This window comes from Mesorhizobium sp. WSM4848, assembly GCF_055811375.1.
In genome coordinates, this window is sequence record NZ_JBVVPX010000050.1 from 15,436 (window position 1) to 41,045 (window position 25,610).

The window sequence follows — 25,610 nt, forward strand, 5'->3', positions numbered from 1 at the left end:
AGGCTCAAAGGCGCCGCGTGACCTGCATCGGCAGGCCGCCCTGCGGTTGCGTCGTCAGTTTCTGCACCGGCCACGGTTTGGTCTCGGCGGTGGTATCGAAGCGGAAGCGCGACAGCATGATCGCCAGAGCGATGATCGCCTCCTGCATGGCAAAGCTGGCGCCGATGCAGACGCGAGGACCGGCGCCGAACGGCAAATACTGAAAACGGTCGATCTTCTCGCGATTTCCCGGATGGAAACGTTCGGGCATGAAGGCGTCGGGCCGGTCCCACAGCTTGCGATGGCGGTGGACGACCCACGGCATGACCAGCACCGCAGCACGCCTCGGTATGTAGAGGCCGTTCCAGGTTTCAGGCTCGATCGGCTCGCGGTTGATCGACGGCGCCGGCGGATAAAGCCTGAGCGCCTCGTCGAAGGCGGCGCGGGTGAACGGCATGGCGTCGAGCCACTTTGTCGGATCGGGCTCGCGCGCCAGCACGGCGTCGATCTCGCGCTCGATCCTTTCGCGCTCCCAAGGCGCCTCGGCCAGGCAATAGAGCGTCCAGCCGAGCGCACGCGCCGTGGTTTCATGGCCGGCGCCGATGAAGGTGATGATGTTGTCCTCGACCTCGGCGCGCGTCAGCCCGTCCGGTCCCTCCGCCTTGAGCAAAAGCGTGAGGAAATCCTGCGGCACCTTGTCCGGATCGTGCTTTAGCCGCTCTTCGCGCATCTTGACGGTGTCGGTGACGATCTTGCGGAAGTAGGCCATGGTTTTGCGGCCGCGGATGCGGGTCAGGCGCGGCAGCCAGTCTGGCGCCCTCAACAGATCGAGCGGATCAACCCTGCCCATGGTCTCGAACAGCCGGTCAATCTCCTTGGCGAAGCTGCCCGGCTCACCTGATATCTCACCGGAAAACAGCGTCTCGGCCAAGATATCAAAGGTAAGCAGCGTCATGTCGTGGGCAATGTCCGACGTGCCGCCGCCCTCGTAACGGGTGACGAACTCCCGCGTACGCCTCAGCATCGGCTCGGCAAAGCCGAAGATGTGGCGCGGCGTGAACACCGGCGCCATCGCCTTGCGTGAACGCCGCCAGACCTCACCCTCGGCGGTCAGCAGGCCGTCGCGCAGGATCGGCCGCAGGATCATTTGGCGCACCGTCGCCATCTTGTAGTTTTTGGCATTGTCGACCAGCACGTGGCGAATGAGACCGGGGTCGTTGGCGATGACCAGCGGCCCGCCGATGCCGGTCACCGAAATCCAAGGCTGGTTGTAGGTCGGCTCGCCCCACAGTTCGAGCGGATTGCGATAGACGATGCGGATCATCTCCAGCGTCGAAGGCGGCGACATGCGCGGCTTCGGCGCCGGCGGGACAAAGGGGGCGGGCTGACTGTCCATGGCGTGCTCCGCTGGTCATCTCAATGTAGTGGCTGGCAAGCCAAGCGTCCATGTCGCCGAACGGCAAGGGCGAAGCGCCCGCTCTCCGGAAATGTGCCGCCACTCAGTTCTCAAACCGGTTCCACATTTGGGCCCGATGTTCTGGCCGGCCAGGCGCGCTCTTCTTCCATTCGGAAATGCTTGCAAACCTTGGAAAAACCGCCTTTTGCACCTATATCTGGGCCATCAAGGACGCGCGATTCGGAGCCGATTTTTTGCGCTGGATGTGCGGCATCAATCAGACAGGTTTTCATGAGCGATCAGATCGACAACGCCAACGGCGCTGAGGCCGAGTACGGCGCCGATTCCATCAAGGTTTTGAAGGGCTTGGACGCCGTCCGCAAGCGGCCCGGCATGTATATCGGCGATACCGACGACGGCTCGGGCCTGCATCACATGGTCTATGAGGTGGTCGACAACGCCATCGACGAGGCGCTGGCCGGACATGCCGACCTCGTCACGGTGACGCTCAATCCCGACGGTTCGGTGACGGTCATCGACAATGGCCGCGGCATTCCGACCGATATCCACACCGGCGAAGGCATTTCGGCGGCCGAAGTGATCATGACGCAGCTGCATGCCGGCGGCAAGTTCGACCAGAACTCCTACAAGGTGTCCGGTGGCCTGCACGGCGTCGGCGTCTCGGTCGTCAACGCGCTGTCGGCCTGGCTGAAGCTGAAAATCCGCCGCAACGGCCAGATCTACGAGATGAGCTTCACGCACGGCAATGCCGACGGACCGCTGCGGGTCACCAGCAGCTATGAGCAGCGCAAGGTTGCCGGCACCTATGAGGGGCGCAGCGGCAGCGAGATCACTTTCTTTCCGTCGACTGAGACCTTCACCATGGTCGAGTTCGACTTCGGCACGCTGGAGCACCGGCTGCGCGAACTCGCCTTCCTGAATTCCGGCGTGCGCATCATTTTGACCGATGCCCGCCATGCCGACGTCGTGCGCCATGAGCTGCACTATGATGGCGGGCTCGAGGAGTTCGTCAGATATCTCGACCGCGTCAAGAAGCCGCTGATCGACAAGCCGATTGCCATCAAGGCCGAGCGCGACGGGATCACCGTCGAAGTCGCCATGTGGTGGAACGACAGCTACCACGAGAACGTGCTGGCCTTCACCAACAACATTCCGCAGCGCGACGGCGGCACGCATCTTGCCGGTTTCCGCGGCGCGCTGACGCGCCAGATTACCGGCTATGGCGAATCCACCGGCCTCACAAAAAAGGAGAAGGTGGCGCTAATCGGCGACGATTGCCGCGAAGGGCTGACGGCCGTGCTGTCGGTCAAGGTTCCCGACCCGAAATTCTCCTCGCAGACCAAGGACAAGCTGGTCTCGTCCGAAGTCCGTCCGGTGGTGGAAGGGCTCGTCAACGAGGCGCTCGGCACCTGGCTCGAAGAACACCCGACCGAGGGCAAGGTGGTCATCGAGAAGGTCATCCAGGCGGCAGCGGCGCGCGAAGCCGCGCGCAAGGCGCGCGACATCACCCGCAAGAGCTCGCTCGGCGTCACTTCGCTGCCCGGCAAGCTGGCCGACTGCCAGGAACGCGACCCGGCGAAGTCCGAAATCTTCATCGTCGAGGGCGACAGCGCCGGCGGCTCGGCCAAGGGCGGCCGTTCGCGCCAGAACCAGGCCATTCTTCCGCTGCGCGGCAAGATTCTCAACGTCGAGCGGGCCCGGTTCGACCGTATGCTCGGCTCCGACATGATCGGCACGCTGATCACCGCGCTCGGCACCTCGATCGGCAAGGACGAGTTCAATGCCGACAAATTGCGCTACCACAAGATCATCCTGATGACCGACGCCGACGTCGACGGCGCCCACATCCGCACCTTGCTGCTGACCTTCTTCTTCCGGCAGATGCCGGAGCTGATCGAGCGCGGGCATCTCTACATCGCCCAGCCGCCGCTCTACAAAGTGACGCGCGGCAAGAGCTCGCAATACATCAAGGACGAAAGCGCCTTCGAGGAATTCCTGATCGGCTCAGGGCTGGAAGAGGCGTCGCTTGCGCTCAGCACCGGCGAGGTGCGGGCCGGGCAGGACCTGCGCAGCGCCATCGATGATGCGCTGGCGGTGCGCCAGCTCATCAACGGGCTGCACACCCGCTATAACAGAGGCGTGGTCGAGCAGGCGGCGATCGCCGGCGCACTCAATCCGGACGTCTTCGCCGATCTCGGCCGAGCCAACGCCATGGCCGAGCGTGTCGCCCGGCGCCTCGACATCATCGCCGAGGACACCGAACGCGGCTGGACCGGCCGCATGTCGACCTCGAACGAAGGGGTCGGCGGCTATGTGTTCGAGCGCACGGTGCGCAGCGTCAAGGAGTTCGCGCATCTCGATCTCGCGCTTATCAATTCGGCCGACGCCCGCCAACTCGACCGCTATGCGCCGCGCCTCGCAGAAGTCTATGGCGAGCCGCCGGTGCTGCGCCGCAGGGATGTGTCGGAAACCATCTCGGGACCGCTGGCGCTGCTCAACGCCGTGTTTGCCACCGGCCGCAAGGGCCTGACCATGCAGCGCTACAAGGGCCTCGGCGAAATGAACGCCGAGCAGCTCTGGGAAACAACGCTCGACCCGAATGTGCGCTCGCTCTTACAGGTCAAGGTCAACGACGCGACGGACGCCGACTCGCTGTTTTCGCGGCTGATGGGCGACGAGGTCGAGCCCAGGCGCGAGTTCATCCAGGACAATGCGCTGTCGGTGGCCAATCTGGATATTTGAGGCCCAAGCAGCTGCTCAGCTTCGGAGACTTAAGGTAATTGGTAGGCTCAGGCCCACCAACGATCTCTGCTGCGTCGCAACAAAGGATCATGAGGGCCGGTCGGAACGGAAGAGCATCCAAGGCATTGTAATCGAACACAATCGCCGCAGGAGGCACTCATGGGACGTGGCATTTTGCTCTGGCTTCTCGGAGTCCCGATTCCGATCATTATTCTCATCATGCTTTTCGCACGTTAGGGGGCTGACATGCAGTCAACCCTAACGGCTGTCGACGTTTCCGCACCGACGGAATCCTCTTCTACCGCTGTCAGCTGGGGGTCAATCGTGGCGGGCGCCTTTGCTGCCTCGACGCTAACATTGATCCTGATGCTGCTCGGCTCCGGGCTCGGGCTGACGATGGTTTCGCCGTGGTCCGGCTTGAGCACCTCAGTCACAACTTTCGCGGCCTCCACGGCTGCGTGGCTGATCATCGTGCAGTGGCTGTCGTCGGCCGTAGGCGGTTATCTTGCCGGGCGCCTACGCACCAAATGGGTCGGCGTCCACACCGATGAGGTCTTTTTCCGCGATACACCGCACATGGCTTCCTCGCCTGGGCGCTTGCAACGTTACTCGTCGCCGGTGTGCTCGGCTCGGCGCTTTCCGCAGCTGTGGGAACCGGCGTCCAGGCCGCTTCGACAGTCGCGTCGGGCGCGGCAATGGGCGCTTCGGCCGGTGCTACTGCAAACGCCGGAGGCGCCGCGACCGACAAAGCAACGTCGTACTTCGTCGATGCGTTGTTCCGCCCGGCCGATGCGGCCAGGTTTGCCGCCGCCAACCCGGAGAGCGATGCGGCGGCGACGGCGCAGGCCTCGCGCATTTTGATCGCGAGCGCAGCAGCAGGCGAAGTGTCAGCCGACGACAAGACCTATCTGTCGCAGTTGGTAGCTGCCCGCACCGGGCTGTCGGACCCCGATGCCAGGACCCGTGTCGATGCCGTTCTTGCCAGGGTCGAAGAGGCGAAGGTCCAGGCCCAGCAGGCTGCCGATACCGCCAGGAAAGCCGGTGCCACCTTCGCGCTGCTTGGCGCGCTGTCCCTGGTCGTCGGCGCGTTCATCGCAAGCGCCGCGGCAGCACTTGGCGGCAGGCAGCGCGACGACGAGGAGGCGGTCTTCCTGACCAACCGTTGACCGGTGCTTGAGGGGTTCTATCGACGCCGGGACTTTCCCCGGCATCGCATCGACCGGTTGTTTTGACGACGTCCTCGGTATGGATTGCGCGCTGGTTCGCCGAAACCAGCGGGCCTATCTTCCGGCAGAAGTCGTCGGCGCGGCCTGGCTTGGCTCCAGTTTGCGGCCGAGATCGACGGCGTCACGCAGCACGCCGATATGCGAGCGCGGCGGAGTACCGGCGGCTGCCGCGATCTCGACGCCGGTCGCCTTCAGCGACCAGTAGAGCGTGTGCGTGAAGATACGGCCAAGCGAACTGCGCAGCTCGACCTGAATGTTCTCCACGCCGGGGCCGAAATTTTCCGCCATCGGTCCTGAGATCGGGTCCCCGGTCAGCCAGCCATTGCCCCTGTCGAAGATGTTGGTCCAGCGCGTCGCGGCAAACACCGCACCGTGGTGCACCGCCCGCTGCGGCTTGCCCGAACGGCTGCGCCCTTCCTGATAGAGGACGGTTCCACCGGCCGCCGTGTCGGCGATCGGCGGACATGCCGAGAACAGCCGCTCAGCGATGCCGCGCCTGAATTCGGCGAGATCGTAGGTCACCAGAAATTCGCTGTGGGTCAGAGGACTGCCGAGCGTGACGAAATCGCTGATCTTCCAAGGCAAAGGATGATCGGCGTCGCTGGCGCGGAGGTGGCGGTAGAGTTCCCACTGATTGCGGCGGAATCCGGAGAGGTCATCCAAGCTGTCCGGCCACGCGGAACCATCTGACTTGAGCGTGGACTTGTCGACGGCGCGGATCGCTTTCAGTCTCGCCTTGTCGCGGGCGGCTTCCAGCTTTCGGGGCCTGAAATCGGCCCACAATATCTGCAGCAGATCGTAGGCGATAATCGATCCCAGGCTGTGCGAGACCAGCACGATGCGGTCGTAGCCGTCGTCCAGCATGAGACGCTTCAGCAGCGTCAGGCCACGGTCACGGACAAGCGCGCGCTTCTCGACCGTCGCCGCTTCAGCCCGCACATAGGCGGCCACATCACCGAAATAAGGAAGACCGAACCGGTCCACCGACCAGACGACGAACGAGGCCAGGATCGTGACGAGCATGCCCGTGGTCCAGGAAATATGCCCTTGCAAGGCCGACGTCGCGAGCACGAACGCCGCGCCCAAGACTGTTATGACTGCCAGAAGAGTAACGACATAGAGCCCGCGGGCGTCGCGCGGAATGTCGGCGGGCTTGCGCCAGAGCAGATTTGTCACCCAGGCCGCAAGCCGGCCCCGCGTCGTGCCTTGCGTGATATCGGCCCAGTAAAGCTCGTAGAAATCAGTGCGGCGGCCATCGACGTCGTAAGGGGTGGTGATCCGGCGAAGCTCGTGCGAATTGGTCCGGCTGTCGGGCGTGATCCAGCTCTGGTTGATCTTCTCGCCGCCGGGGCTGGCCGGATCGGCGACATGGGCATAAAACGGCGCGCGGGCGGGATCATGACTCCAAACAGCCTGAACAAATTCCCTCAGCGTGTCCATCGGCCGTTGTTCGCCCATGCCATGCACAATCACCACTGCCTGGCTGAGCTTGCGCGGCGCCTTTCCGGGGGCAGGCAGGCTGGCCTTCGCGGGCGAGCCGGTCTTGGTCGGCGAAGGGACAGGCTGGGAGCCAGACAAAGGTGCCTCCGCTTGTGACAAATCCCGTCCATCGGAACGGAACTTGCCCATCGTAGTGCTGAATCCAAAGCAAGTGCAAAAAGCGTCGCATATTCAAGCGCTCGGCACACGCAGCAACTGTTAGCAGGGAAAGCGAAACGGCAGGTTGGCGGACGAATCGTCTGGCGCGGTAGGCTGGAGCTGACGATGATCGGACCGCAGGCCGACCACTGGGACATCAGTTTCATCGCGGAATATCCAGCCCCGCAGCCTGCGCGACCTACCCCGTTTGTCGCGCCGCCATGAAGCATCGGCAAGCCGCCGTTGCCGACAGCCGCCTGATCCGCTACTCCGTCCTTTCGGGCGGCACGTCGTTCCCGCAGCTCAGGCATAGCGCCTGCTTCACAGCCAGTACGAAAGAGAACACAAATGCCTCATAACCCCAACCCAACCAGCCACGCGGCTTCAAGCGCGCCGCGTATCCGCGACTGGTCGCTGTCCTGGCAGATCGGGGCGGTCGTCCTGGGAACCGTATTTCTGGCGCTGGCGTCTTACATCGAAGTGCCTATGGTTCCGGTGCCCGTGACCATGCAGACCTTTGCGGTCACCCTGATCGGCGCGGTCTATGGCTGGCGACTCGGCGCGGCCACGATCGTTGCATGGTTGGTCGAAGGCGCGATCGGGTTGCCGGTTCTATCTGGAGGCGCTGCCGGTGCGCATCACTTTGTCGGCCCGACCGCCGGATACCTCTTTGCCTTCCCCGTGGTCGGCGCGCTCACGGGATGGCTGGCGGAGCGCGGCTGGAACGGCAGCCGCCCCTGGCTGGCGTTCGTCTCCATGCTCCTGGGCAACGCGCTTTGCCTCGTGCTGGGCGCAGCATGGCTTTCCGTCGCCATTGGCATCGAACAGGCAATTGTCCACGGCGTCACGCCGTTCCTGATCGGCGGGGCGCTCAAGTCGGCATTGGCCGCGACCACGCTCAAGCTCATGACACACGCGCAAAAATGACCGTCCGGCTGCGGCCGCACCATCTCCTTTGCCTGCTGACTTACGCAGGCAAAGGTTACAGCGCTGCGTTCGTCGCCAATTTCGACGCGATCGCGGCTCGGCTCTCCGCAGGCGAACACATCCTGATCGCCTCCGGGCCTGACGATATTTGCGCGCCCCTGCTCGGTGAGGCGGAGCCGCACTGCCTTCGCGACAGCGTGACTGAGCGCGACCGTCAGGCGGCGGCCAGCGTTGGTACGCTTCTGGGGTACTCGATTGCCGAGAACATGGAACTTCAGCTCCATCCCTCGCTTCTACGAACTCTGCGCGATGCGTTCTCTTCGGGCCGCACCCGGGGTGCCTGCGGCGGGTGCGAGTGGTTTGACCTTTGCAGTTCAATCGCCGCTTCAGACTATAGAACGGTGGCACTCCGGTGAAAGGCAACGCTCGCAGCGGGACGATTCCGGAAGCTCACACCGTCTGCCCGACGGCTTCGGCCGCCTGCCGGTCGGTAGACGGTCGGGCGTGAAATCGAAAACAGCTCTGCAAGATCGCTGATCGAATACTCGCCAGTGTCGTACATGCGGCGGAGTTCCTTTTGTTGCCACTCGGAAAGCTTCGGCCTCTTGCGCGGAACCGGGTTTCTGTTTCGAGCAACTAAAGATGTATCGGGGATCAGTGGTCCATGGCCTTGACGATCTCTTCGGTCATCTTCTTGGCGTCGCCGAGCAGCATCATGGTGCCGTCCTTGTAGAACAGCGTGTTGTCGATGCCGGCATAGCCGGAGCCGAGCGAGCGCTTGACGAACAGACAGGTGCGAGCCTTGTCGACGTCGAGGATCGGCATGCCGTAGATCGGCGACGACTTGTCGTCGCGGGCGGACGGGTTGGTGACGTCGTTAGCGCCAATGACATAGGCAACGTCGGCCTGCGCGAATTCGGAGTTGATATCCTCGAGCTCGAACACTTCGTCGTAAGGCACGTTGGCTTCGGCCAGGAGCACGTTCATGTGGCCGGGCATGCGGCCGGCGACCGGATGAATGGCGTACTTCACGTCGACGCCATTGGCCTTGAGCTTGTCGGCCATCTCGCGCAGCGCATGCTGCGCCTGGGCGACCGCCATGCCGTAACCAGGCACGATGATGACCTTCTGCGCGTTCATCATCAGATAGGCGGCATCGTCGGCCGAACCCTGCTTGACCGTGCGCTCGATGCCGTCGTCGGCAGTGGCGGAAGTCTCGCCGCCGAAGCCGCCGAGGATGACCGAGATGAACGACCGGTTCATGCCCTTGCACATGATGTAGGACAGGATCGCGCCGGACGAGCCGACCAGCGCGCCGGTGATGATCAGCGCCAGATTGCCGAGGGTGAAGCCGAGTGCCGCAGCCGCCCAGCCCGAATAGGAATTCAGCATCGAGACGACCACCGGCATGTCAGCGCCGCCGATCGGGATGATGAGAAGGACGCCAAGGACAAGCGATGCCGCCACGATCAGCCAGAACACCAGCTTGGACTCGGTGGTGACCAGCAGCACGATCAGCACGATCAGCCCGATGCCGAGGGCGGCGTTGATGAAATGGCGGCCGCCGATCATGATCGGCTTGCCCGACATGCGGCCGTCGAGCTTGAGGAAGGCGATGACCGAGCCGGTGAAGGTGATGGCGCCGATGGCGACGCCGATGCTCATCTCGATCAGCGCCTGGGCGTGGATGTCGGCGACCGTGCCGATGTCAAAACTTTCCGGCGCATAGACGGCGGCAGCCGCCACCATGACTGCGGCAAGGCCAACCAGCGAGTGGAAGGCGGCGACCAACTGCGGCATCGAGGTCATGGCGATGCGCCGTGCAGTGACCGCGCCGACCGAGCCGCCGATCAAAAGACCCAACACGATGAGGCCGAAGCCTCCGGCCGAAGGGGTCGCCAGCGCCAGCGTGGTGACAATGGCGATGCCCATGCCGATCATGCCGTACATGTTGCCCTGGCGGCTGGTGGTCGGGTGCGACAGGCCGCGCAAGGCCAGAATGAACAGGATGCCGGAGACCAGATAGAGGAAGGAGGCGAAGTTGGCGTTCATGGCGCTCTACTTGTCCTTCTTCTTGTACATCGCCAGCATGCGCTGGGTGACGAGGAAGCCGCCGAAGATGTTGACCGAGACCAGCATCAGCGCGACGAAACCGAAGCCGGTGGCTATGCCGGACGCCGAGATGCCGACGGCAAGCAGCGCGCCGACGACGATGACCGAGGAAATGGCGTTAGTGACGGCCATCAGCGGCGTGTGCAGCGCCGGTGTGACCGACCAGACGACATAATAGCCGACAAAGATCGCCAGCACGAAAATGGCGAAGCGGAAGACGAACGGATCGATCGCCCCGCCGGACAGCGCGTGCGCGGCGTCGGCTGCTGCATCGGTGCCGCCTGGAGCGCTGGCCAGATCCTGCACCGCGAGCCGGACGGCGGCGGTCGCCTGGTCGAGCTGGTCGAGGGCTTTCTGCAAGGTCTGGTCCATCACGCGATCCCTTTCGACTTGTTAGCGGGCGATTTGGGTGCGGCAGCTTTCCTGGATGCGGCAGCTTTCTTTGGCAGGGTTGGATTTTTTGCAGCGGCGGGCTTCGCAGGCTCAGCCGAGGCGATCATCACCGCCGGCTTGCCGGCGAAGGCCGGATGCACGACCTGGCCACCATCGGTCAGCATCGTCGCCTTGACCAATTCGTCGTCGCGGTTGATGGCAAGCGTCTTGGTGGTCTTGTCGACCAGCGTCTCGAGGAACGCAAAGAGATTCCTGGCATAGAGCAGCGAGGCGGAGGCAGCGACGCGGCCCGGCACATTGAGATGGCCGACGATTTTCACCCCGTTGGCCGTGGTCACCACCTGCCCCTGCACAGCGCCCTCGACATTGCCGCCGCGCTCTACGGCCAGGTCGACGATCACCGAGCCCGGCTTCATAGAGGCGACCATCGCGGCCGAAACGAGCTTCGGCGCCGGACGGCCGGGAATCAGCGCTGTGGTGATGACGATGTCCTGCTTGGCGATGTGCTCGGCGGTCAGTGCCGCTTGCTTGGCCTGGTATTCCCTGGACATTTCCTTGGCGTAGCCGCCAGCCGTCTCGGCCGCCTTGAACTCCTCATCCTCGACGGCCAGGAACTTTGCGCCCAGCGAGGCGACCTGTTCCTTGGCGGCGGGACGCACGTCGGTCGCGGTGACCACGGCACCGAGACGACGCGCAGTAGCGATCGCCTGCAGGCCGGCGACGCCGACGCCCATGATGAAGGCTTTCGCCGCCGGCACGGTGCCCGCAGCGGTCATCATCATCGGCAGCGCCCGATCATATTCGGCAGCCGCGTCGATCACCGCCTGGTAGCCGGCGAGGTTGGCCTGGCTGGACAGGACGTCCATCGATTGGGCGCGCGTGATGCGAGGCATGAACTCCATCGAGAAGGCGGTGACGCCGGCCCTTGCCAGAGCATCGACTGCAGCATCGTTGCCATAGGGATCGATGATGGCGATGACGGCGGTGCCTGGGCGATAGGCCTTCAGCTCCGTCTCATCAGGCCGGCGCACCTTCAGCACCACATCGGCCTTGGCGACATCGCCGGCCTTACCGATCACAGCGCCAGCCTTGGCGAACTCCTCGTCGGGAATGCGCGATGCCGTGCCGGCGCCGCTTTCGACGATGACCTCAAATCCCAGCCCCGCCAGCCGTTTAACCGTGTCGGACGAGGCAGCAACGCGAGGCTCGTTCGCATCGAGCTCACGAGGGATGAAAACCGTCTGTCCCACCGCATGATCCTTTCGGCTGGAACCTGTCTGCGCAGGACGCCGGCCGAACTTCCGGCGAGGTCGCGGGCAAGGGTTTTGAAGAATTTACCTGAGAATGAAAGCGCCGAGGGCGAGGATCAGAACGAACAGGACAAACGCCGAGAAGAAGCCGCCCGCAAAGAATCCGAAAGCCATCGCCAGAAGCACGGCGGCGCAAAACAGCGACCCGTATTTGGCGAGCATGAGAAAGCCGGCATAGGTGCGGTCGTGCTCGGCATAGTCCATCTTCGCGCCTAGTTCGACAGGACCGGTCGGCGAGTGATCAGCCATAGGAATACCCCTTCGAAGACATCTTTCAGGCACATAGCGAAAAGCCAGGCCGAGGGCAATGGCGCTATTGCCGCATCGCTGGAGACAACAGCCTCAAAGGAAATTGGAGCCGCCAGGTGCGGGATGATGTTTCGGAGGCGCTCGCGGCAGTCGCCTCGCGCTTGCTTGCCGGCTAACGCGCCGCGCCTAGCGGCGTTTTCAGCCGGCGAGCTGCGGAAACAGCCCCAGCAGGCCGACAACGATCAGATAGAGCGCGACGATGTAGTTGAGCAGTCGCGGCATCACCAGGATCAGCACGCCGGCAATCAGCGAGATCAGCGGAGTGAGTGCGAGCGTGGAAATGGTCATGTCGGGTTCCTTTCGGTAGAATTTCCGCCGAAGCGATGCAGATTGACGTCGTCCGCCCACCACCGGCGCGCCTCCCAGAACGGCGAAAGCGGCCTGAAAGCTCCAGCCGCGCTCTAAATTTGCCAATTATCAGGCGGCTTCGCGGTAGTATTTGGCGGTCGGCAGAATGGTCAGCGGCGCGAGTTCGCCGGCACCAGGTGTCTCAAACAGCATGCGCTGCTCCATCGGCGTCGACCGAAAGAATGGGAACCGGGAGAAAGACCGTTCGCGAATGGCGCTGACGTCGGCGCGGTAGAGCACGACCTTGTAATTCAGGCCCGGATAATTGCGCAACTCGCCAATCTGCTCGGAACAGTAAATGCGACGATAGAAGCCTGCGTGTTCCGGGCGGATGGTGGAGAGACAATAAGGCGCGTCGAAGTAGAAGCATGCCATGCCAGCGAGGCGCAGCGTCAGATAAGGAATTTGCGGATAGACCCGCGACCAGTCCGGATCGGCGGCAAAGCGGCTGGGATCGGCAAAATGCACACCAGACGCCAGCATGGGGCGCAGTATGTCGCCATAAACCGTCGTGGAAGGCGACTGCGGCGTGGCGCTGCAGGCATGGTGAATACGCAGCGTGCTGACCAGAACGCCGTCGATATAGATGCCGAACTTGGAACAATTGGCCGCTTCGTCGAGCTCGTCATGCACAATATGGTCGGGATTCTCCGGGACCATATCGTTCAGACGGTAAGATTTGTAGCGCAACCTGTAAATATCTTCGAGATCTTCGCCCTTGTCGCAGCGGCGATATTCCGTCCGCTCGAGCATCGCCGAGACATTCCTGGCAAAGCCTGACATATCGTCAGACGCATTGGTCCCGCCCGCACCCGCCGCTTGGCGAGGCGAAGTCAACTCGACAATCATCAACTCGTTCCCCGCAACTGCCGCCGCGATCAACACTACGGCAGGGCCGTATGATGTAAAGATGAAAACAAGATAGAAATCATTTACCGGCTATTAAGGTTAATAATCGGTAGAATTGTACTAAAGTATCAGGTCTTCCGGCGAAATCAGCGATGCGTCGCCTTGCTGGCCGTCTTGATGTCCCTGGCGAAGGGCCAGACCGTGCTCGACATCGTCTCGATGCCGGACGCGCTGAGCGCCGAGCCGAACAGGAATCCCTGAACCAGGTCCGGCTTGACCTGCAAGGCCAGGATCTTGAGCTGCTCGAAAGTCTCGACGCCCTCGACAGTCACCGAAAGACCCAGCGGCCGTGACAGATTGACGATGCCCTTGAGCAATTCGAGCGAACGGCTGTTCTGGGTGACGTCCATCAGGAACGAACGGTCGATCTTTATCTTGTCGAGCGGAAGTTTGTGGAGATAGCTCAGGCTCGAATAGCCGGTGCCGAAATCGTCGAGCGCGATGCGCACGCCAAGCCGCTTCAATTCCTCGATATACTGACGTGTCAGCGACTTGTCGTCGAGCAGCGCCGTCTCGGTGACCTCGATCTCCAGGCGGCCGGCGGCGAGGCCCGAACTGGCGAGCGCATCGCGAACCTTTTGCACAACGTCGCGGTTGCGAAAATCCTTGGCCGAGAGATTGACCGAGACACTGGTCTGTGCGGGCCATTTGGCGCATTCGGTGCACGCCGCATGCAGGACGAAGGTGCTGATTTCGGAAATGATGCCCATTTCTTCCGCAAGCGGAATGAAGATGCTGGGCGAGATCGGTCCGAGATCGGGGTGGTCCCAACGGCACAGCGCCTCGCAGCTGGCTATGCGCATCGTGCTCATCGCCACGATCGGCTGGTAGACCACCCGCAGCCCCTTGCTTTCCACCGCATTGCGCAGATCCGCCTTCATCAGCTGACGGTTGCGGAAAGCGGCATCCATCGATGCCTCGAACAAACGCCAGGTGTTCTTGCCGAGTTCCTTGGCCTTGTAGAGCGCCAGGTCCGCCTTGACGATCATGGCGTCGACATCGCTGTCCCTGACCCGCGACAGCACCGCGCCACCGCTGGCCTGGATGCGCAGTCCGTGGCCGGCGACGTCGACCTCGCCCTGCAGTTCAATGAAAATCCCGTCGATTTGGCTGGTCAGATGGCTCTCGTCCTCAACGCGGTCGAGGAAGATCATGAACTCGTCGCCGCCGAAACGGCTGATGGTGACGCCTGGTCCGGCGATCGCTGCCAGCCGCTCCGCGACGGCGTAGATCAATCCGTCGCCGACCGGGTGGCCAAGCGTGTCGTTGACGCTCTTGAAGTCGTCGAGGTCAAGAACGGCGAGCCCGCAGAGGCGCTCGAGGTCACCGGATGCCATGGCCTCTGCGATCAGCTCGTGGAAATAGGCGCGGTTGGGCAGGCCGGTGAGGCTGTCGTAGCGCGCCATGAAGCGGATCTTGCCTTCTGCCTCGATGCGGGCCGTCACATCCTCGAAGGTGATGACGCCCAGTTCCTGGCTACCCTCACGCGCCGAGAATTCATAGTGCTGCCCGTTCGCGAGCGAGACGAGAACCTTGCGGTCGCGGCCCTCGCGCAGAGCGCGCGTAAGCTGGGCTTCGATGTAGCGGCAGTCCTTCGGCGCCAGCATGCCGCCGGCAACGCCGCGCATCAGCAGACCGTGGATCGATCGCCCGAGCAGCGCGTCGGGCGACTTGAGCGACATCAGATGCGCGGCTTCGGCGTTGGCCACCACCACCCGGCCATCAGGGCCGAGCATGACAAGCCCGTGCGACATGGTGTTCAGCGCCCGATTGAAGCGCTGGGCGAGGCGGTTCGCCTTCTTCTCTTCGGACAAAGCGGCGAAAAGCACCTCCCTAACCACATCGGCGAAGCGTTTGATCGCGAATAGGAAGGGAGCCGACATCAGTCCGAGTATCACGTGGTAGACATCGCCACGCAGGATAAAACCCAGCGAGATCGACCACGTCATGGTCATGATGAAGATCATGACCATCCTCGGGGAGCCGTAATTGCGGCCGGCGATCGCCGTGGCGGATGCCAGCGTAACGCAGACAGCGGCTATTTCGGCATAGTTGTCATGCGCCAAGTAGATGCCGGCGAAACAGAAGGCGCCCAGCATGAAACCATGCATAGAGCCGTAGAAAATGTAGTCATTTTCGCGGCGGCGCGCCTCCTCCCAATTCCTGGGTGACGGGGCGTGGCGGTATTTTCTGATGTTGCGCAGGCGCAGAAATGCGACGATCAGAAATCCGGCGGCCACCGCAATGTAGATCGGATCCTTGGTCTTCCAGTAGACCAGCACGACCAGCAGGGTTTGGGCAAAGAATCCAATCGAAAGCGTCAGGCTGTCGCGGAACAGAGTTTCCACGAACGGAATGTAGACGTCGACCGGGATCTCGTTTTTTCTTTTCAGATTCACGCCTGAGTCCCACCCTGGGGAGCCAAGCTGTGTCACATCAGCCTTAAGAAAGATTTAGAGAGGCGGTTCCGGGCGTCACCGTCAGGTCGGCTAACACCAGGGGAAGCGACCCTTCAGGTAACAAGACATACCGATCACTCGGCGGCCTGGAGTTCCGGCCGAGCCGGTGTCTTCGCCAGGCGATCGAGCAGCCTCAGGCGCTCGCCGGCGGCCTTTTCGGCGCTGGCCTGCCTGACGTGACCATAGCCGCGAATGAGCGCCGGCACCGAGGCAAGCGCTGCCGCGGCCTCGACCTTGCCTGGCGCCAGCGCGCTGGCGACAAGCTCCAGATCGGCCTCGTACTGCGCAAGAAGCCGCCGTTCCATACGCCTTTCGGAGCTGTAGCCGAACACATCGAAGACCGTGCCGCGCAAGCCTTTCATCGCTGCCAGCAGCCGAAATCCCTTCATCATCCAGGGACCGAAGCTCGACTTCCTCGGCTTGCCGTCCTTGCCGCGCCTGGCCACGATCGGCGGCGCGAGATGGAATTCAAGTTTGTCGTAGCTCTGAAACTGCTTGCTCAGCTCGGTGGCGAAGGAGCCGTCGGTATAGAGCCTCGCCACCTCGTATTCGTCCTTGATCGCCATCAGCTTGAACAGGTTCCTCGCAGCGGCCTCTGTCACATCAGTCGAACCAGGCGCCACGCTGGCTTCGGCCTTGCGCAGCGCGGCCAATCTGTCGGCATAGCGCTTGCCATAGGAGGCGTTCTGATAGGCGGTGAGGAAGGCGACGCGGCGGGCGATGACGTCATCGAGCGTTTCGGCGACAGCGGTGTTCTGTGCAGCCGTGCCCGGCTGGACGACGAGGGCGCGCACGAAATCCGGCTGGTGGGCGGCGCGGCGGCCCCAGCGGAAGGCTGAGACGTTCATCGCCACCGACTGGCCGTTGAGCTCGATCGCCTTTTCGACTGCTTCGGCAGACAGCGGCAAGCCGCCATGCTGAAAGGCGAAGCCGAGCATGAACATGTTGGCGCCGAGCGAGCTGCCGAACAGCGCGGTGGCGGTGCGGGTGGCGTCGAAAAAATGCGCCTTTTCGTCGCCGGCGGCAGTGTGGATCGCCTTTTTCAGCCGCTCAACGGGCAGCGAGAAATCGGCCGAACGGGTAAACTCGCCGGGCATGATCTCGGCGGAGTTGGCGAGGAAGATCGTGTGGCCCTCGCGCACCGCGGCGAGCACCTTTTGGGCGCCCGACACGACGAGGTCGCAGCCAAGCACAAGGTCTGCCTTGCCGGCCGAAACGCGGATGGCATGGATATCGCCCGGGCTGCGCGCAATGCGAACATGGGTGAACACCGAGCCGCCCTTCTGGGCAAGGCCGGCCATGTCGATCATGCCGCAGCCCTTGTCTTCGAGATGAGCCGCCATGCCAAGCACCGCGCCGATTGTGACGACGCCGGTGCCGCCGACGCCGTCGATGATCGCCGCCCAGCCTTGGTCGCCGAGCGGGAATTCCGCGGGCGCGGGCACGCCGTCGAGCGGATCGGTGGTGCCGGCCATACCCTCGGCCTTCTTGATCTTGGCGCCATGCACGGTGACGAAGGACGGACAGAAGCCGTTGATGCAGGAGAAATCCTTGTTGCAGCTCGACTGGTCGATCTTGCGCTTGCGGCCGAATTCGGTCTCGACCGGCTGGATCGACACACAATTCGACTGCACCCCACAATCGCCGCAGCCTTCGCAGACCAGTTCGTTGATGAAGACGCGCTTGTCGGGATCGGGGAAAGTGCCGCGCTTGCGGCGGCGGCGCTTTTCGGCGGCGCAGGTCTGGTCGTAGATCAGCACGGATGTGCCCCTGACCGCGCGCAATTCGCGCTGCACGAGGTCGAGGTCGTCGCGGTGATGGATGGTGGCGCCGGCGGGGAATTCGACCTTGCCGGTATATTTGGCCGGCTCGTCGGTGACGATGGCGATCCGCTCGACGCCCTCGGCCCGCACCTGCCTGGCGATCATGTCCACGGTCAGGCCACCCTCGTGCGGCTGGCCGCCGGTCATCGCGACGGCGTCGTTGTAGAGGATCTTGTAGGTGATGTTGGCGTCGGTCGACAGCGCGAAGCGGATCGCCAGCGCGCCGGAGTGGTTGTAGGTGCCGTCGCCGAGATTCTGGAAGATGTGGTCGCGCTTCGAGAACGGCGCCTGGCCGACCCATTGCGCGCCCTCACCGCCCATGGCGGTGAAACCAACGGTGTTGCGATCCATCCACAGCGCCATGAAATGGCAGCCGATGCCAGCGGCGGCGAGCGAGCCGTCGGGCACCTTGGTCGAGGAATTGTGCGGGCAGCCGGAGCAGAAGAAGGGCGTGCGCGAGGCGATGTCGGTCGTCTCGGCGAGCATCGCCTGGAACTGGCGAAGTTTCGCCACCCGCGCGGCAATCTCGTCCGACGGGCCGATCGTGCTAAAAATTCTGTCGCCGAGCGCGATGGCGATGTCGTTGGGGTCGAGCGCGCCCTTGGCCGGGAACAGCCCATCCCCGCGCTCGTCCCTCTTGCCGACGATGACCGGCTGCATGGCGGTGCCATAAAGGTTTTCGCGCAGTTGCACCTCGATCAGCGAGCGTTTCTCCTCGACCACGACGATGGTGTCGAGGCCACGAGCGAACTCGGCGATGTGCTGCAGGTCGAGCGGCCACGGGCAGCCGACCTTGAACAGCCTGATCCCGATGCGGTTGGCGGCGGCCTCGTCGACGCCGATGTCTTCCAGCGCCTGGCGGACGTCGAGATAGCTCTTGCCGATGGTGACGATGCCAAGCTTCGGGCCACTGCCGCCGGAATAGACGATCCGGTTCAGCCCGTTGGCGTGGATAAAGGCCGAAGCGGCGGCGCGTTTGTATTCATGCAGTCGCTCCTCCTGGCCGAGCATGTCGATCTCGTTGCGGATGTTGAGGCCGCCGGGCGGCATGTCGAAGTCCGGGTTGACAATATCAAGCCGTTCGAGCGCGGCATCGACCGAAGCCGTCGATTCGATGTTGTCCTTGACGCATTTGATCGCCGCCCAGGTGCCGGCGAAGCGCGACATGGCAATGCCATAGAGCCCATAGTCGATGATCTCCTGGACCCCGGCCGGATTGAGGATCGGCACCATGGTGTCGACAAACAGGAACTCGGTCGCGTGCGCGTTGGTCGAGGATTCAGCCATGTGGTCGTCGCCCATCAGGGCGAGCACGCCGCCATGTCTTGACGAGCCGGCGAGATTGGCATGGCGGAAGACGTCACCGGAGCGGTCGACGCCCGGTCCCTTGCCGTACCAGACCGAAAAGACGCCGTCATGCGTGCCCTCGCCCAGCAACTCGGCCTGCTGCGATCCCCAGCAGGCGGTGGCCGCGAGTTCCTCGTTGAGGCCGGGCTGGAAGACGATGTCCGACTGGGCGAGCTGCTTCCTGGCCTTCCAAAGCTGCATGTCGAGGCCGCCGAGCGGCGAGCCGCGATAGCCGGAGACGAAGCCCGCGGTGTTCAGGCCAGCCCGGCGGTCGCGCTCGCGCTGCATCAAAAGCATGCGGATGACCGCCTGCGCGCCGGAAAGGAAGATGCGCTCCTTTCCCAGGTCGAACTTGTCGTCGAGCGCGACATCGTGCAGTGTCATCAGGCATTCCTCTGCGGAGGCCGCAGTTCGAGCGCAGCCAACGTCGGAGTTGGAGGCTGCAGTGTTTCTCCCCTTGCCGGGCAGGTCAAACAAAATCGAAGATGTCCGGCGAGGCGCAACAAATGACCTGCGCGCGGCCGTCTGACGCCACGAAACGCCTTTTGGGGAGGATGGCCAAGCACGAAAATTCCGGCAGCGGTCAGTGCCGCTGGTGACGCATCATGCAGCCTTTGGGCAACTTGGCTTCGGTTCGCCTGGCAGCTTGCCGTCGGCATGGCCGGCCAGGTCCCTGTTGAGCTCGTAGGCCGGCCCGACCACGAGAGGCCGGTCGGGCAGGACCGACTGGTCGAGCGAGGACGTCAGTGTCGTCTCGAAACTCTGCAGCAACTTGCCACTGGAATCCTCGATGCGGATCGACACCGCATAGGGCTTGTCCTTGACGACGCAGGTGAGCGGCGGGCTGGTCAGCGTCACATGCGGCAGCTTCGGCCATATTCTCTGGGTGACGATGATCGGATCACCACCGGCCGGGTTCTGGAAGGAGACCACGGCGACCTGTCCCTCACCTACCGGCCGCAGCGGGTTGAGGGTGATGACATAGGTGGCGATTCCCAGCCGGTAGTTGAACTCGAACAGCTTCCCGGAAATGGCGAACAACTGGTCCTTGCCGGAGTCACGGCAGGCGCCGAGCGCGGCCGCCGCGAACAACGCCGCGACGACAATCTTCGCGCGCGAGAATCTCTTAGACATTGGTGATCTCCCTCGCCGCGGTCCGGCGGCGATAGTATCGGTTTGCCTTCTGTCGGTTGCCGCACACCGCCATGTCGCACCAGAGGCGGCTGGAATTGCGGCTTTTGTCGACAAACAGCCAGCTGCAGTTCGGACATATCCTCAACCTGGCGATTGTGTCGCCGCGCAGCAGCGACAGCGCCGAGACCGCAAGCGCCGTCTCGAACGCAATCGGCGTCGCCGGATTGCCGAACGGTTTTCCGGGCTTCCCGATTTCGGTGCGGCTTTGGGCGAGTCCGTCGGCGCAGGCTTCAAGGAATTCAGGCATGTCTGCGGTTGCGATCGCACGTTTCGAAACTGCGCGGCGAAACAGCCGATCGGTCGTCTCCCTGATCGAAAGCACCACCGGCGCGATCTTTTCAGGCGCCGGCGCTGCGAGCGGCCTGCCGCCGAGCTCGGCGGCGCGAAAGCCACTCGCCGCCTCGGCAAAGCGGGCGATCTCGGCCGGGTCTTTGAGCCGGTCGAAGGTTTTCTCCGGATCGTTCCGCAAGACGACGGTGTTCGCCGTGTCAAGCGCAAGCATGCCACCGGTGAAGCGGTGCGGAGTCCAGGATACTGTCATGTAGCGAATCTAACCGATAAAACGCATTTGACAAGTTAGATTTCCGAGTGCAACGCTCGTCGCGAGGCGATCGCCATAGCCGTGTCTTGAGCCATAGCCTTGGTCTTGAGATTGTCGTTCGTCGCAAACCGCTGCGCCGCGATTGCGGGGCATGCATCGAGGGACATTGCATGCTCTATTTCTTCCAGCAGGTTCTGAACGGGCTGCATTCGGGCGCGCTCTACGCATTGCTTGCCTTCGGCTACGTGTTGACCAACGGCATCCTGCATCGCACCAATCTTGCCTATGGGGCGCTGTTCGCCTTTTGCGGGCATACGATGATCCTCACCGCGGCGTTCGGCTATCAGGCGTTGTGGCTGACGCTGTTTGCATCGGTCGCGCTCGGCGTAGCTGCAGCGTTCCTTTATGCTGCGCTGCTCAGCCATGTCTTGTCGCGAAGCATCTTCGAACCGTTGGCCGACCGCTCGCCCAACGCCATCGTGGTAACGACGCTCGGCATATTGCTGGCCTTGTCGGAAGCCAGCCGTATCGCCGCCGACACCCATGATCTGTGGCTGCCGCCAATGCTTGCCCAGCCCATCATTTTTGCGCGGGGGGCGAATTTCAATGCCACGCTGACGCTCATCCAGTTGCTCGACTGCGCTGTCGTCGGGGCAACTATCGGGGTCGCAGCCTGGGCGTTTGCCCAATCAAGCTTCGGCCGGCGCTGGCGCGCCGTGTCCGACGACCCCAGGGCGGCGGCGATGTGCGGCGTCGATGTTCGCGCGGTGCTTCGGCGTGCGGTGCTTTTCGGTGGCCTTTGCGCGGCACTGGCCGGCGTGCTCGCCGCCTTCTACTACGGCAACATCAGCTTCGGCACAGGGTTGGTCTACGGGCTGAAAGTCCTGTTCGTGACGGCGGTGGGCGGCTATCTCTCGCCGTTGCGGGCCGCACTTGGCGCTGCCGCTTTCGGTATGGCCGAATCGCTGTGGGCCGGCTATTTTCCGGTCGAGTGGCGCGACGCGTGGATGTATCTGTTCCTCGTCGCCATGCTGGTGCTGATCGGGTCCGGGCGAGACCAGAGTAAGATCGTCTGACTGCGCCAACCTGGCTAGCGTTGGCTGCAGACGTCACTTTGATTTTTGCGCATGATTCCCTTCCGCGGCTGTTTCGCCCCTTCCCCATCCACAAGATTGTTTTAGTCGGTCTGACCTGTGTTGACCCGCCGGGCCACGCACGGCATACCGTTGGGCCACATCGATGCGGCGGAAAAACAAGCGGGAATTGGCGCGCCGCTGATACTTTGAGTCACGCATCGTGCTTTCCGAAAATCGCCACCGATTTTCGGGCCGATGCGTAAAGGGAGGAATGTATGGCAGGGCTGCTCGCTCTATCCAGAACCATTGACCGGGTGAACGAATTCATCGGCAAATGGGTGTCGTGGCTGATCCTGCTGGCAATCCTGGTCAGCGCCGCCAATGCGGTCATCCGCAAGACGTTCGACATGTCATCGAACGCCTGGCTGGAACTGCAGTGGTATCTGTTCGGCGCCGCCTTCATGCTGGCCGCCGCCTACACGCTGAAGCAGAACGACCATATCCGCATCGACATCGTCTACGGCATGTTCTCGCGCCGCGTGCAGCACTGGATAGACCTTCTCGGTCACCTTTTTTTCCTGATGCCGTTCGTGACGCTGATGGTGATCTATTTCGTTCCCTATGTGTCGCTGTCGTTTCGCAGCGGCGAAATGTCGAACAATTCCGGCGGGCTGATCATCTGGCCGGCAAAGGCAATCCTGCTGGCCGGCTTTTTCCTGCTCGCGCTTCAGGGTATCTCCGAGATCATCAAGAAGATCGCCATCATGCGCGGCGACATGGACGATCCGACGCCGTTCATATCGGTGCATGAGCAGGCCGAGCTCGAAGCGAAGGCGCTCGCCGAAGAGGTGCGCTCGTGATCGAGTTCATCGCCCAGAACATGGCGCCGATCATGTTCGCCTCGCTGGTCATCTTCCTGCTGATCGGCTATCCGGTCGCCTTCTCGCTCGCCGCCAACGGCCTGGTCTTCTTCTTCATCGGGGTTGTGCTGTCACCCTATTCGGGCGGATCGATCAACCTCGCCTGGCCACTTCTCTATGCGCTTCCCGAAAATTTCTATGGGAGCAGGGTGATGTCGAACGACACGCTGCTGGCCATCCCGTTCTTCACCTTCATGGGCATCGTGCTCGAACGATCGGGCATGGCCGAAGACCTGCTCGACACGATCGGCCAATTGTTCGGACCGATCCGCGGCGGCCTCGCCTATGCCGTGATCTTCGTCGGCGCGCTGCTTGCCGCAACCACGGGTGTCGTGGCTGCCTCTGTCATCGCCATGGGCCTGATCTCGCTGCCGATCATGCTGCGCTACGGCTATGACCGCCGTGTAGCGTCCGGCGTCATCGCCGCGTCGGGCACGCTCGCCCAAATCATTCCGCCCTCGCTGGTGCTGATCGTTCTGGCCGATCAGCTCGGCCGCTCGGTCGGCGACATGTATGCGGGCGCGCTAATCCCGGGGCTGGTTCTGACCGGCATGTACACGATGTACATCGTAATCATGTCGATCGTCCGGCCGAAGTCGATGCCGGCGCTGCCGCTGGAGGCCCGCACGCTCGGCCACGGTGTCCTGTCGCTGCTGGTCGCGGTGTTGGCGGCGGTCGTGGTCTCCTACGCGGCGTATCGCTATCTTGCGCCCTCGCAGGGCCAAAACGCCGATATTCTCGGTGCCACCATCGGCGTGATCCTCATCTACGTCGTGGCAATCGCCGAGCAGCGCCTGAAGATCAACATGATGTCGCGGCTGGCGCAGCAGGTGATCATCGTGCTGATCCCGCCGCTGGCGCTGATCTTCCTGGTGTTGGGCACCATCTTCCTCGGCATCGCCACACCGACTGAGGGTGGCGCCATGGGCGCTGTCGGCGCGCTGATCATGGCGGCGATGAAGGGACGGCTGTCGCTGGACGTGGTCAAGCAGGCGCTGGCGGCGACGACGCGGCTGTCGTCCTTCGTGCTGTTCATCCTGATCGGGGCGCGGGTGTTCTCGCTGACCTTCTACGGCGTCAATGGCCAGATCTGGGTCGAACACCTCCTGACATCGTTGCCGGGCGGTGAAGTCGGCTTCCTGATCGGCGTCAACATCCTCGTCTTCTTGCTCGCCTTCTTCCTCGATTTTTTCGAGCTCGCCTTCATCATTGTACCGCTTTTGGCGCCGGCCGCCGACAAGCTCGGCATCGACCTGATCTGGTTCGGCGTGCTGCTCGGCGTCAACATGCAGACCAGCTTCATGCATCCACCCTTCGGCTTCGCACTGTTCTATCTGCGTTCGGTCGCCGCCCGCGTGCCCTATCTCGATCGCCTCACCGGCAAGAAGATCGCGCCGGTGACCACCGGCCAGATCTATTGGGGCGCGGTTCCCTTCGTTTGCATCCAGGTCATCATGATCGGCCTGACCATCGCCTTCCCGCAGATGGTGATGCACTACAAGGGCACGGCAGTGGACCCGGGCACGATCGATTATCAGGTGCCGGAAACGCCGAGCCTGTCGCCACTCGGCGCACCGCCGGCGGATGGCGGCACGGCGCCGACCGCGCCCGCACCAGACCTGTCGCAACCGCCGAATTTCGGCGAAACGCCGCCTGCCAAGCCAGCAGCGCCAGCAACCGATCTGTCCCAACCACCGACTTTCAATTGATGCCGGAGGCGTAACAAAGATGAAAGCGGTGCGGCTGGAGGGCGTTGGCAGCATTGCCCTGCGCGAGGTCGGCAAGCCGTCCGCCGGACCGGACGATCTCCTGGTGCGGATCGAGGCATGCGGCGTCTGCGGCACCGACCGGCATCTTTTCCATGGCGAATTTCCCTGTACGCCGCCGGTGACGCTCGGACATGAATTCTCCGGGATCGTCGAGGCGATTGGAACCGCTGTGTCCGGCTTTTCCGTCGGCGATCGCGTTACCGGCGATCCCAACATCGCCTGCGGGCGCTGCCCGCACTGCCATGCCGGTCGCATCAATCTCTGTCATAATCTGGTTGCCATCGGCATCCGCCGCGACGGCGGCTTCGCCGAATATGTCGTGCTGCCTCAGAAGCAGGCCTTCTCCCTTCCGAACGACCTGAAGCCGACGCATGGCGCGTTCTGCGAGCCGCTTGGCTGCTGCTTGCATGGCTTGGACCTGGCGCAAATCAGACCCGGCTCCTCGGTCGCCGTGCTTGGCGGCGGCGTTATCGGCCTGCTCACCGTGCAACTGGCGAGGCTTGCCGGCGCGACGACAATCATCCTGTCGACGCGCCAGGCCTCACGGCGCGCCCTCGCCAAAGAATTGGGCGCGACGGCGACGGTCGATCCCCGCGCTTGCGATATCACCGACACGGTTGTCGGTCCTTCCGGCCTAATGCCGGGCGGCGTCGATGTGGTGTTCGAATGTGCTGGCGTAAGAGAAACGGTCGAGCAATCGATGCGGCTCGCCAGGGCCGGCGGCACGGTTGTCGTCGTCGGCGTGATGCCTCAAGGCATGAAAGCAGAATACGAACCTTTCGACCTGTTGTTCCGGGAATTGAGGGTGCTGGGCTCTTTCCTCAATCCGTTTACGCATCGCCGCGCTGCCGATCTCATCGCCTCGGGTGCGATCGAGATTGACAAGCTCATCTCCCGGCAGGTGACGCTTGAGGAGGCGGCTGCGGTGATCGCCAATCCGCCTGCGCCAGGCGAGGTCAAGGTGCTGGTGGTGCCGCGCTGATCGGCAAATCGAAGCGTTTTGGGGGGGGGGGCGGGCGCGCGGCGGGGGGGGGGGGGGGGGGGGGTGGTGTGGTGGGGGGGGGGGGGGGGGGGGGGGGGGGGTTTGTTTTTTTGGGTGGGGGGGGGGGGGGGGGGGGGGGGGGGGGGGGGGGGGGGGGGGGGGGGGGGGGGGGGGGGGGGGGGGGGGGGG

At 63.2% G+C, this 25,610-nt stretch carries 20 protein-coding genes and 1 pseudogene; 8 read left to right on the forward strand and 13 right to left on the reverse strand.

The genetic code is table 11. The features are described from left to right. Positions 1–4: 4 nt before the first annotated feature. On the reverse strand, positions 5–1,375 hold the full coding sequence (locus tag AC0L16_RS30615) for a cytochrome P450 (RefSeq protein WP_473625203.1): 1,371 nt from the start codon (positions 1,373–1,375) through the stop codon (positions 5–7). 291 nt (positions 1,376–1,666) lie between these two features. Between AC0L16_RS30615 and gyrB the strand changes: the two genes are divergently transcribed. Beyond that, the gene (gene gyrB / locus AC0L16_RS30620) at positions 1,667–4,138 is read left to right on the forward strand and encodes a DNA topoisomerase (ATP-hydrolyzing) subunit B (RefSeq protein WP_473625205.1); all 2,472 of its coding nucleotides are present in this window, start codon (positions 1,667–1,669) and stop codon (positions 4,136–4,138) included. Between the two features lie 246 nt (positions 4,139–4,384). Continuing rightward, positions 4,385–5,304: pseudogene (locus AC0L16_RS30625) on the forward strand (hypothetical protein). A gap of 114 nt (positions 5,305–5,418) precedes the next feature. Here the strand turns inward: AC0L16_RS30625 and AC0L16_RS30630 are convergent. After that, complete coding sequence (locus AC0L16_RS30630) at positions 5,419–6,942, reverse strand: hypothetical protein (RefSeq protein ID WP_473625207.1); 1,524 nt, start codon at positions 6,940–6,942, stop codon at positions 5,419–5,421. A 408-nt stretch (positions 6,943–7,350) separates the two neighbouring features. On the opposite strand from AC0L16_RS30630, the gene AC0L16_RS30635 reads away from it, so the two are divergent. Further along, the gene (locus tag AC0L16_RS30635; RefSeq protein ID WP_473625208.1) at positions 7,351–7,929 is read left to right on the forward strand and encodes a biotin transporter BioY; all 579 of its coding nucleotides are present in this window, start codon (positions 7,351–7,353) and stop codon (positions 7,927–7,929) included. Further along, positions 7,926–8,345: a DUF1284 domain-containing protein gene (locus AC0L16_RS30640; protein ID WP_473625209.1), complete on the forward strand. Its 420-nt coding sequence runs from the start codon at positions 7,926–7,928 to the stop codon at positions 8,343–8,345. The genes AC0L16_RS30635 and AC0L16_RS30640 overlap by 4 nt, the downstream gene beginning before the upstream one ends. Here the strand turns inward: AC0L16_RS30640 and AC0L16_RS30645 are convergent. The 11 genes from AC0L16_RS30645 to AC0L16_RS30695 all read right to left on the reverse strand — a co-directional run bounded on the left by AC0L16_RS30645 (position 8,321) and on the right by AC0L16_RS30695 (position 20,674). Then, positions 8,321–8,587 (reverse strand): helix-turn-helix domain-containing protein, encoded by a 267-nt coding sequence (locus AC0L16_RS30645; RefSeq protein ID WP_473625225.1) that lies wholly within the window; start codon positions 8,585–8,587, stop codon positions 8,321–8,323. The two genes, AC0L16_RS30640 and AC0L16_RS30645, sit on opposite strands and share 25 nt — an antisense overlap. After that, entirely contained in the window at positions 8,584–9,981 is a 1,398-nt protein-coding gene (locus AC0L16_RS30650; protein ID WP_473625211.1) for an NAD(P)(+) transhydrogenase (Re/Si-specific) subunit beta, read from the reverse strand. Before AC0L16_RS30650 ends, AC0L16_RS30645 begins: the two co-directional genes overlap by 4 nt. A 6-nt stretch (positions 9,982–9,987) precedes the next feature. Beyond that, a complete protein-coding gene (locus AC0L16_RS30655; protein WP_473625212.1) occupies positions 9,988–10,413 on the reverse strand; it encodes a proton-translocating transhydrogenase family protein in 426 nt (141 codons plus the stop codon). Next, a complete protein-coding gene (locus tag AC0L16_RS30660; RefSeq protein ID WP_473625213.1) occupies positions 10,413–11,684 on the reverse strand; it encodes a Re/Si-specific NAD(P)(+) transhydrogenase subunit alpha in 1,272 nt (423 codons plus the stop codon). The genes AC0L16_RS30655 and AC0L16_RS30660 overlap by 1 nt, the downstream gene beginning before the upstream one ends. Before the next feature lie 84 nt (positions 11,685–11,768). Then, complete coding sequence (locus AC0L16_RS30665) at positions 11,769–11,993, reverse strand: aa3-type cytochrome c oxidase subunit IV (protein WP_077375048.1); 225 nt, start codon at positions 11,991–11,993, stop codon at positions 11,769–11,771. A gap of 198 nt (positions 11,994–12,191) precedes the next feature. Further along, a complete protein-coding gene (locus AC0L16_RS30670) occupies positions 12,192–12,341 on the reverse strand; it encodes a DUF3096 domain-containing protein (RefSeq protein ID WP_065006071.1) in 150 nt (49 codons plus the stop codon). A gap of 129 nt (positions 12,342–12,470) precedes the next feature. Next, positions 12,471–13,250: an N-acyl amino acid synthase FeeM domain-containing protein gene (locus tag AC0L16_RS30675; protein ID WP_077375245.1), complete on the reverse strand. Its 780-nt coding sequence runs from the start codon at positions 13,248–13,250 to the stop codon at positions 12,471–12,473. A 146-nt stretch (positions 13,251–13,396) separates the two neighbouring features. Beyond that, positions 13,397–15,709: a putative bifunctional diguanylate cyclase/phosphodiesterase gene (locus tag AC0L16_RS30680; RefSeq protein ID WP_473625215.1), complete on the reverse strand. Its 2,313-nt coding sequence runs from the start codon at positions 15,707–15,709 to the stop codon at positions 13,397–13,399. A gap of 134 nt (positions 15,710–15,843) precedes the next feature. Then, a complete protein-coding gene (locus tag AC0L16_RS30685; RefSeq protein ID WP_473625216.1) occupies positions 15,844–19,323 on the reverse strand; it encodes an indolepyruvate ferredoxin oxidoreductase family protein in 3,480 nt (1,159 codons plus the stop codon). Between the two features lie 219 nt (positions 19,324–19,542). Continuing rightward, the gene (locus AC0L16_RS30690) at positions 19,543–20,073 is read right to left on the reverse strand and encodes a hypothetical protein (protein WP_473625218.1); all 531 of its coding nucleotides are present in this window, start codon (positions 20,071–20,073) and stop codon (positions 19,543–19,545) included. Further along, the gene (locus tag AC0L16_RS30695) at positions 20,066–20,674 is read right to left on the reverse strand and encodes a CGNR zinc finger domain-containing protein (protein ID WP_473625220.1); all 609 of its coding nucleotides are present in this window, start codon (positions 20,672–20,674) and stop codon (positions 20,066–20,068) included. The genes AC0L16_RS30690 and AC0L16_RS30695 overlap by 8 nt, the downstream gene beginning before the upstream one ends. Before the next feature lie 170 nt (positions 20,675–20,844). On the opposite strand from AC0L16_RS30695, the gene AC0L16_RS30700 reads away from it, so the two are divergent. The 4 genes from AC0L16_RS30700 (at position 20,845) to AC0L16_RS30715 (ending at position 25,421) form a co-directional block, all read left to right on the forward strand. Continuing rightward, a complete protein-coding gene (locus tag AC0L16_RS30700; RefSeq protein ID WP_473625221.1) occupies positions 20,845–21,750 on the forward strand; it encodes a branched-chain amino acid ABC transporter permease in 906 nt (301 codons plus the stop codon). Between the two features lie 275 nt (positions 21,751–22,025). Continuing rightward, positions 22,026–22,610: a TRAP transporter small permease subunit gene (locus AC0L16_RS30705; RefSeq protein ID WP_095493902.1), complete on the forward strand. Its 585-nt coding sequence runs from the start codon at positions 22,026–22,028 to the stop codon at positions 22,608–22,610. Further along, positions 22,610–24,379, forward strand: a complete 1,770-nt coding sequence (locus tag AC0L16_RS30710; RefSeq protein ID WP_473625226.1) for a TRAP transporter large permease — start codon at positions 22,610–22,612, stop codon at positions 24,377–24,379. The genes AC0L16_RS30705 and AC0L16_RS30710 overlap by 1 nt, the downstream gene beginning before the upstream one ends. A 19-nt stretch (positions 24,380–24,398) precedes the next feature. Beyond that, on the forward strand, positions 24,399–25,421 hold the full coding sequence (locus AC0L16_RS30715) for a zinc-dependent alcohol dehydrogenase family protein (protein WP_473625222.1): 1,023 nt from the start codon (positions 24,399–24,401) through the stop codon (positions 25,419–25,421). The last annotated feature ends 189 nt before the right edge of the window (positions 25,422–25,610 follow it).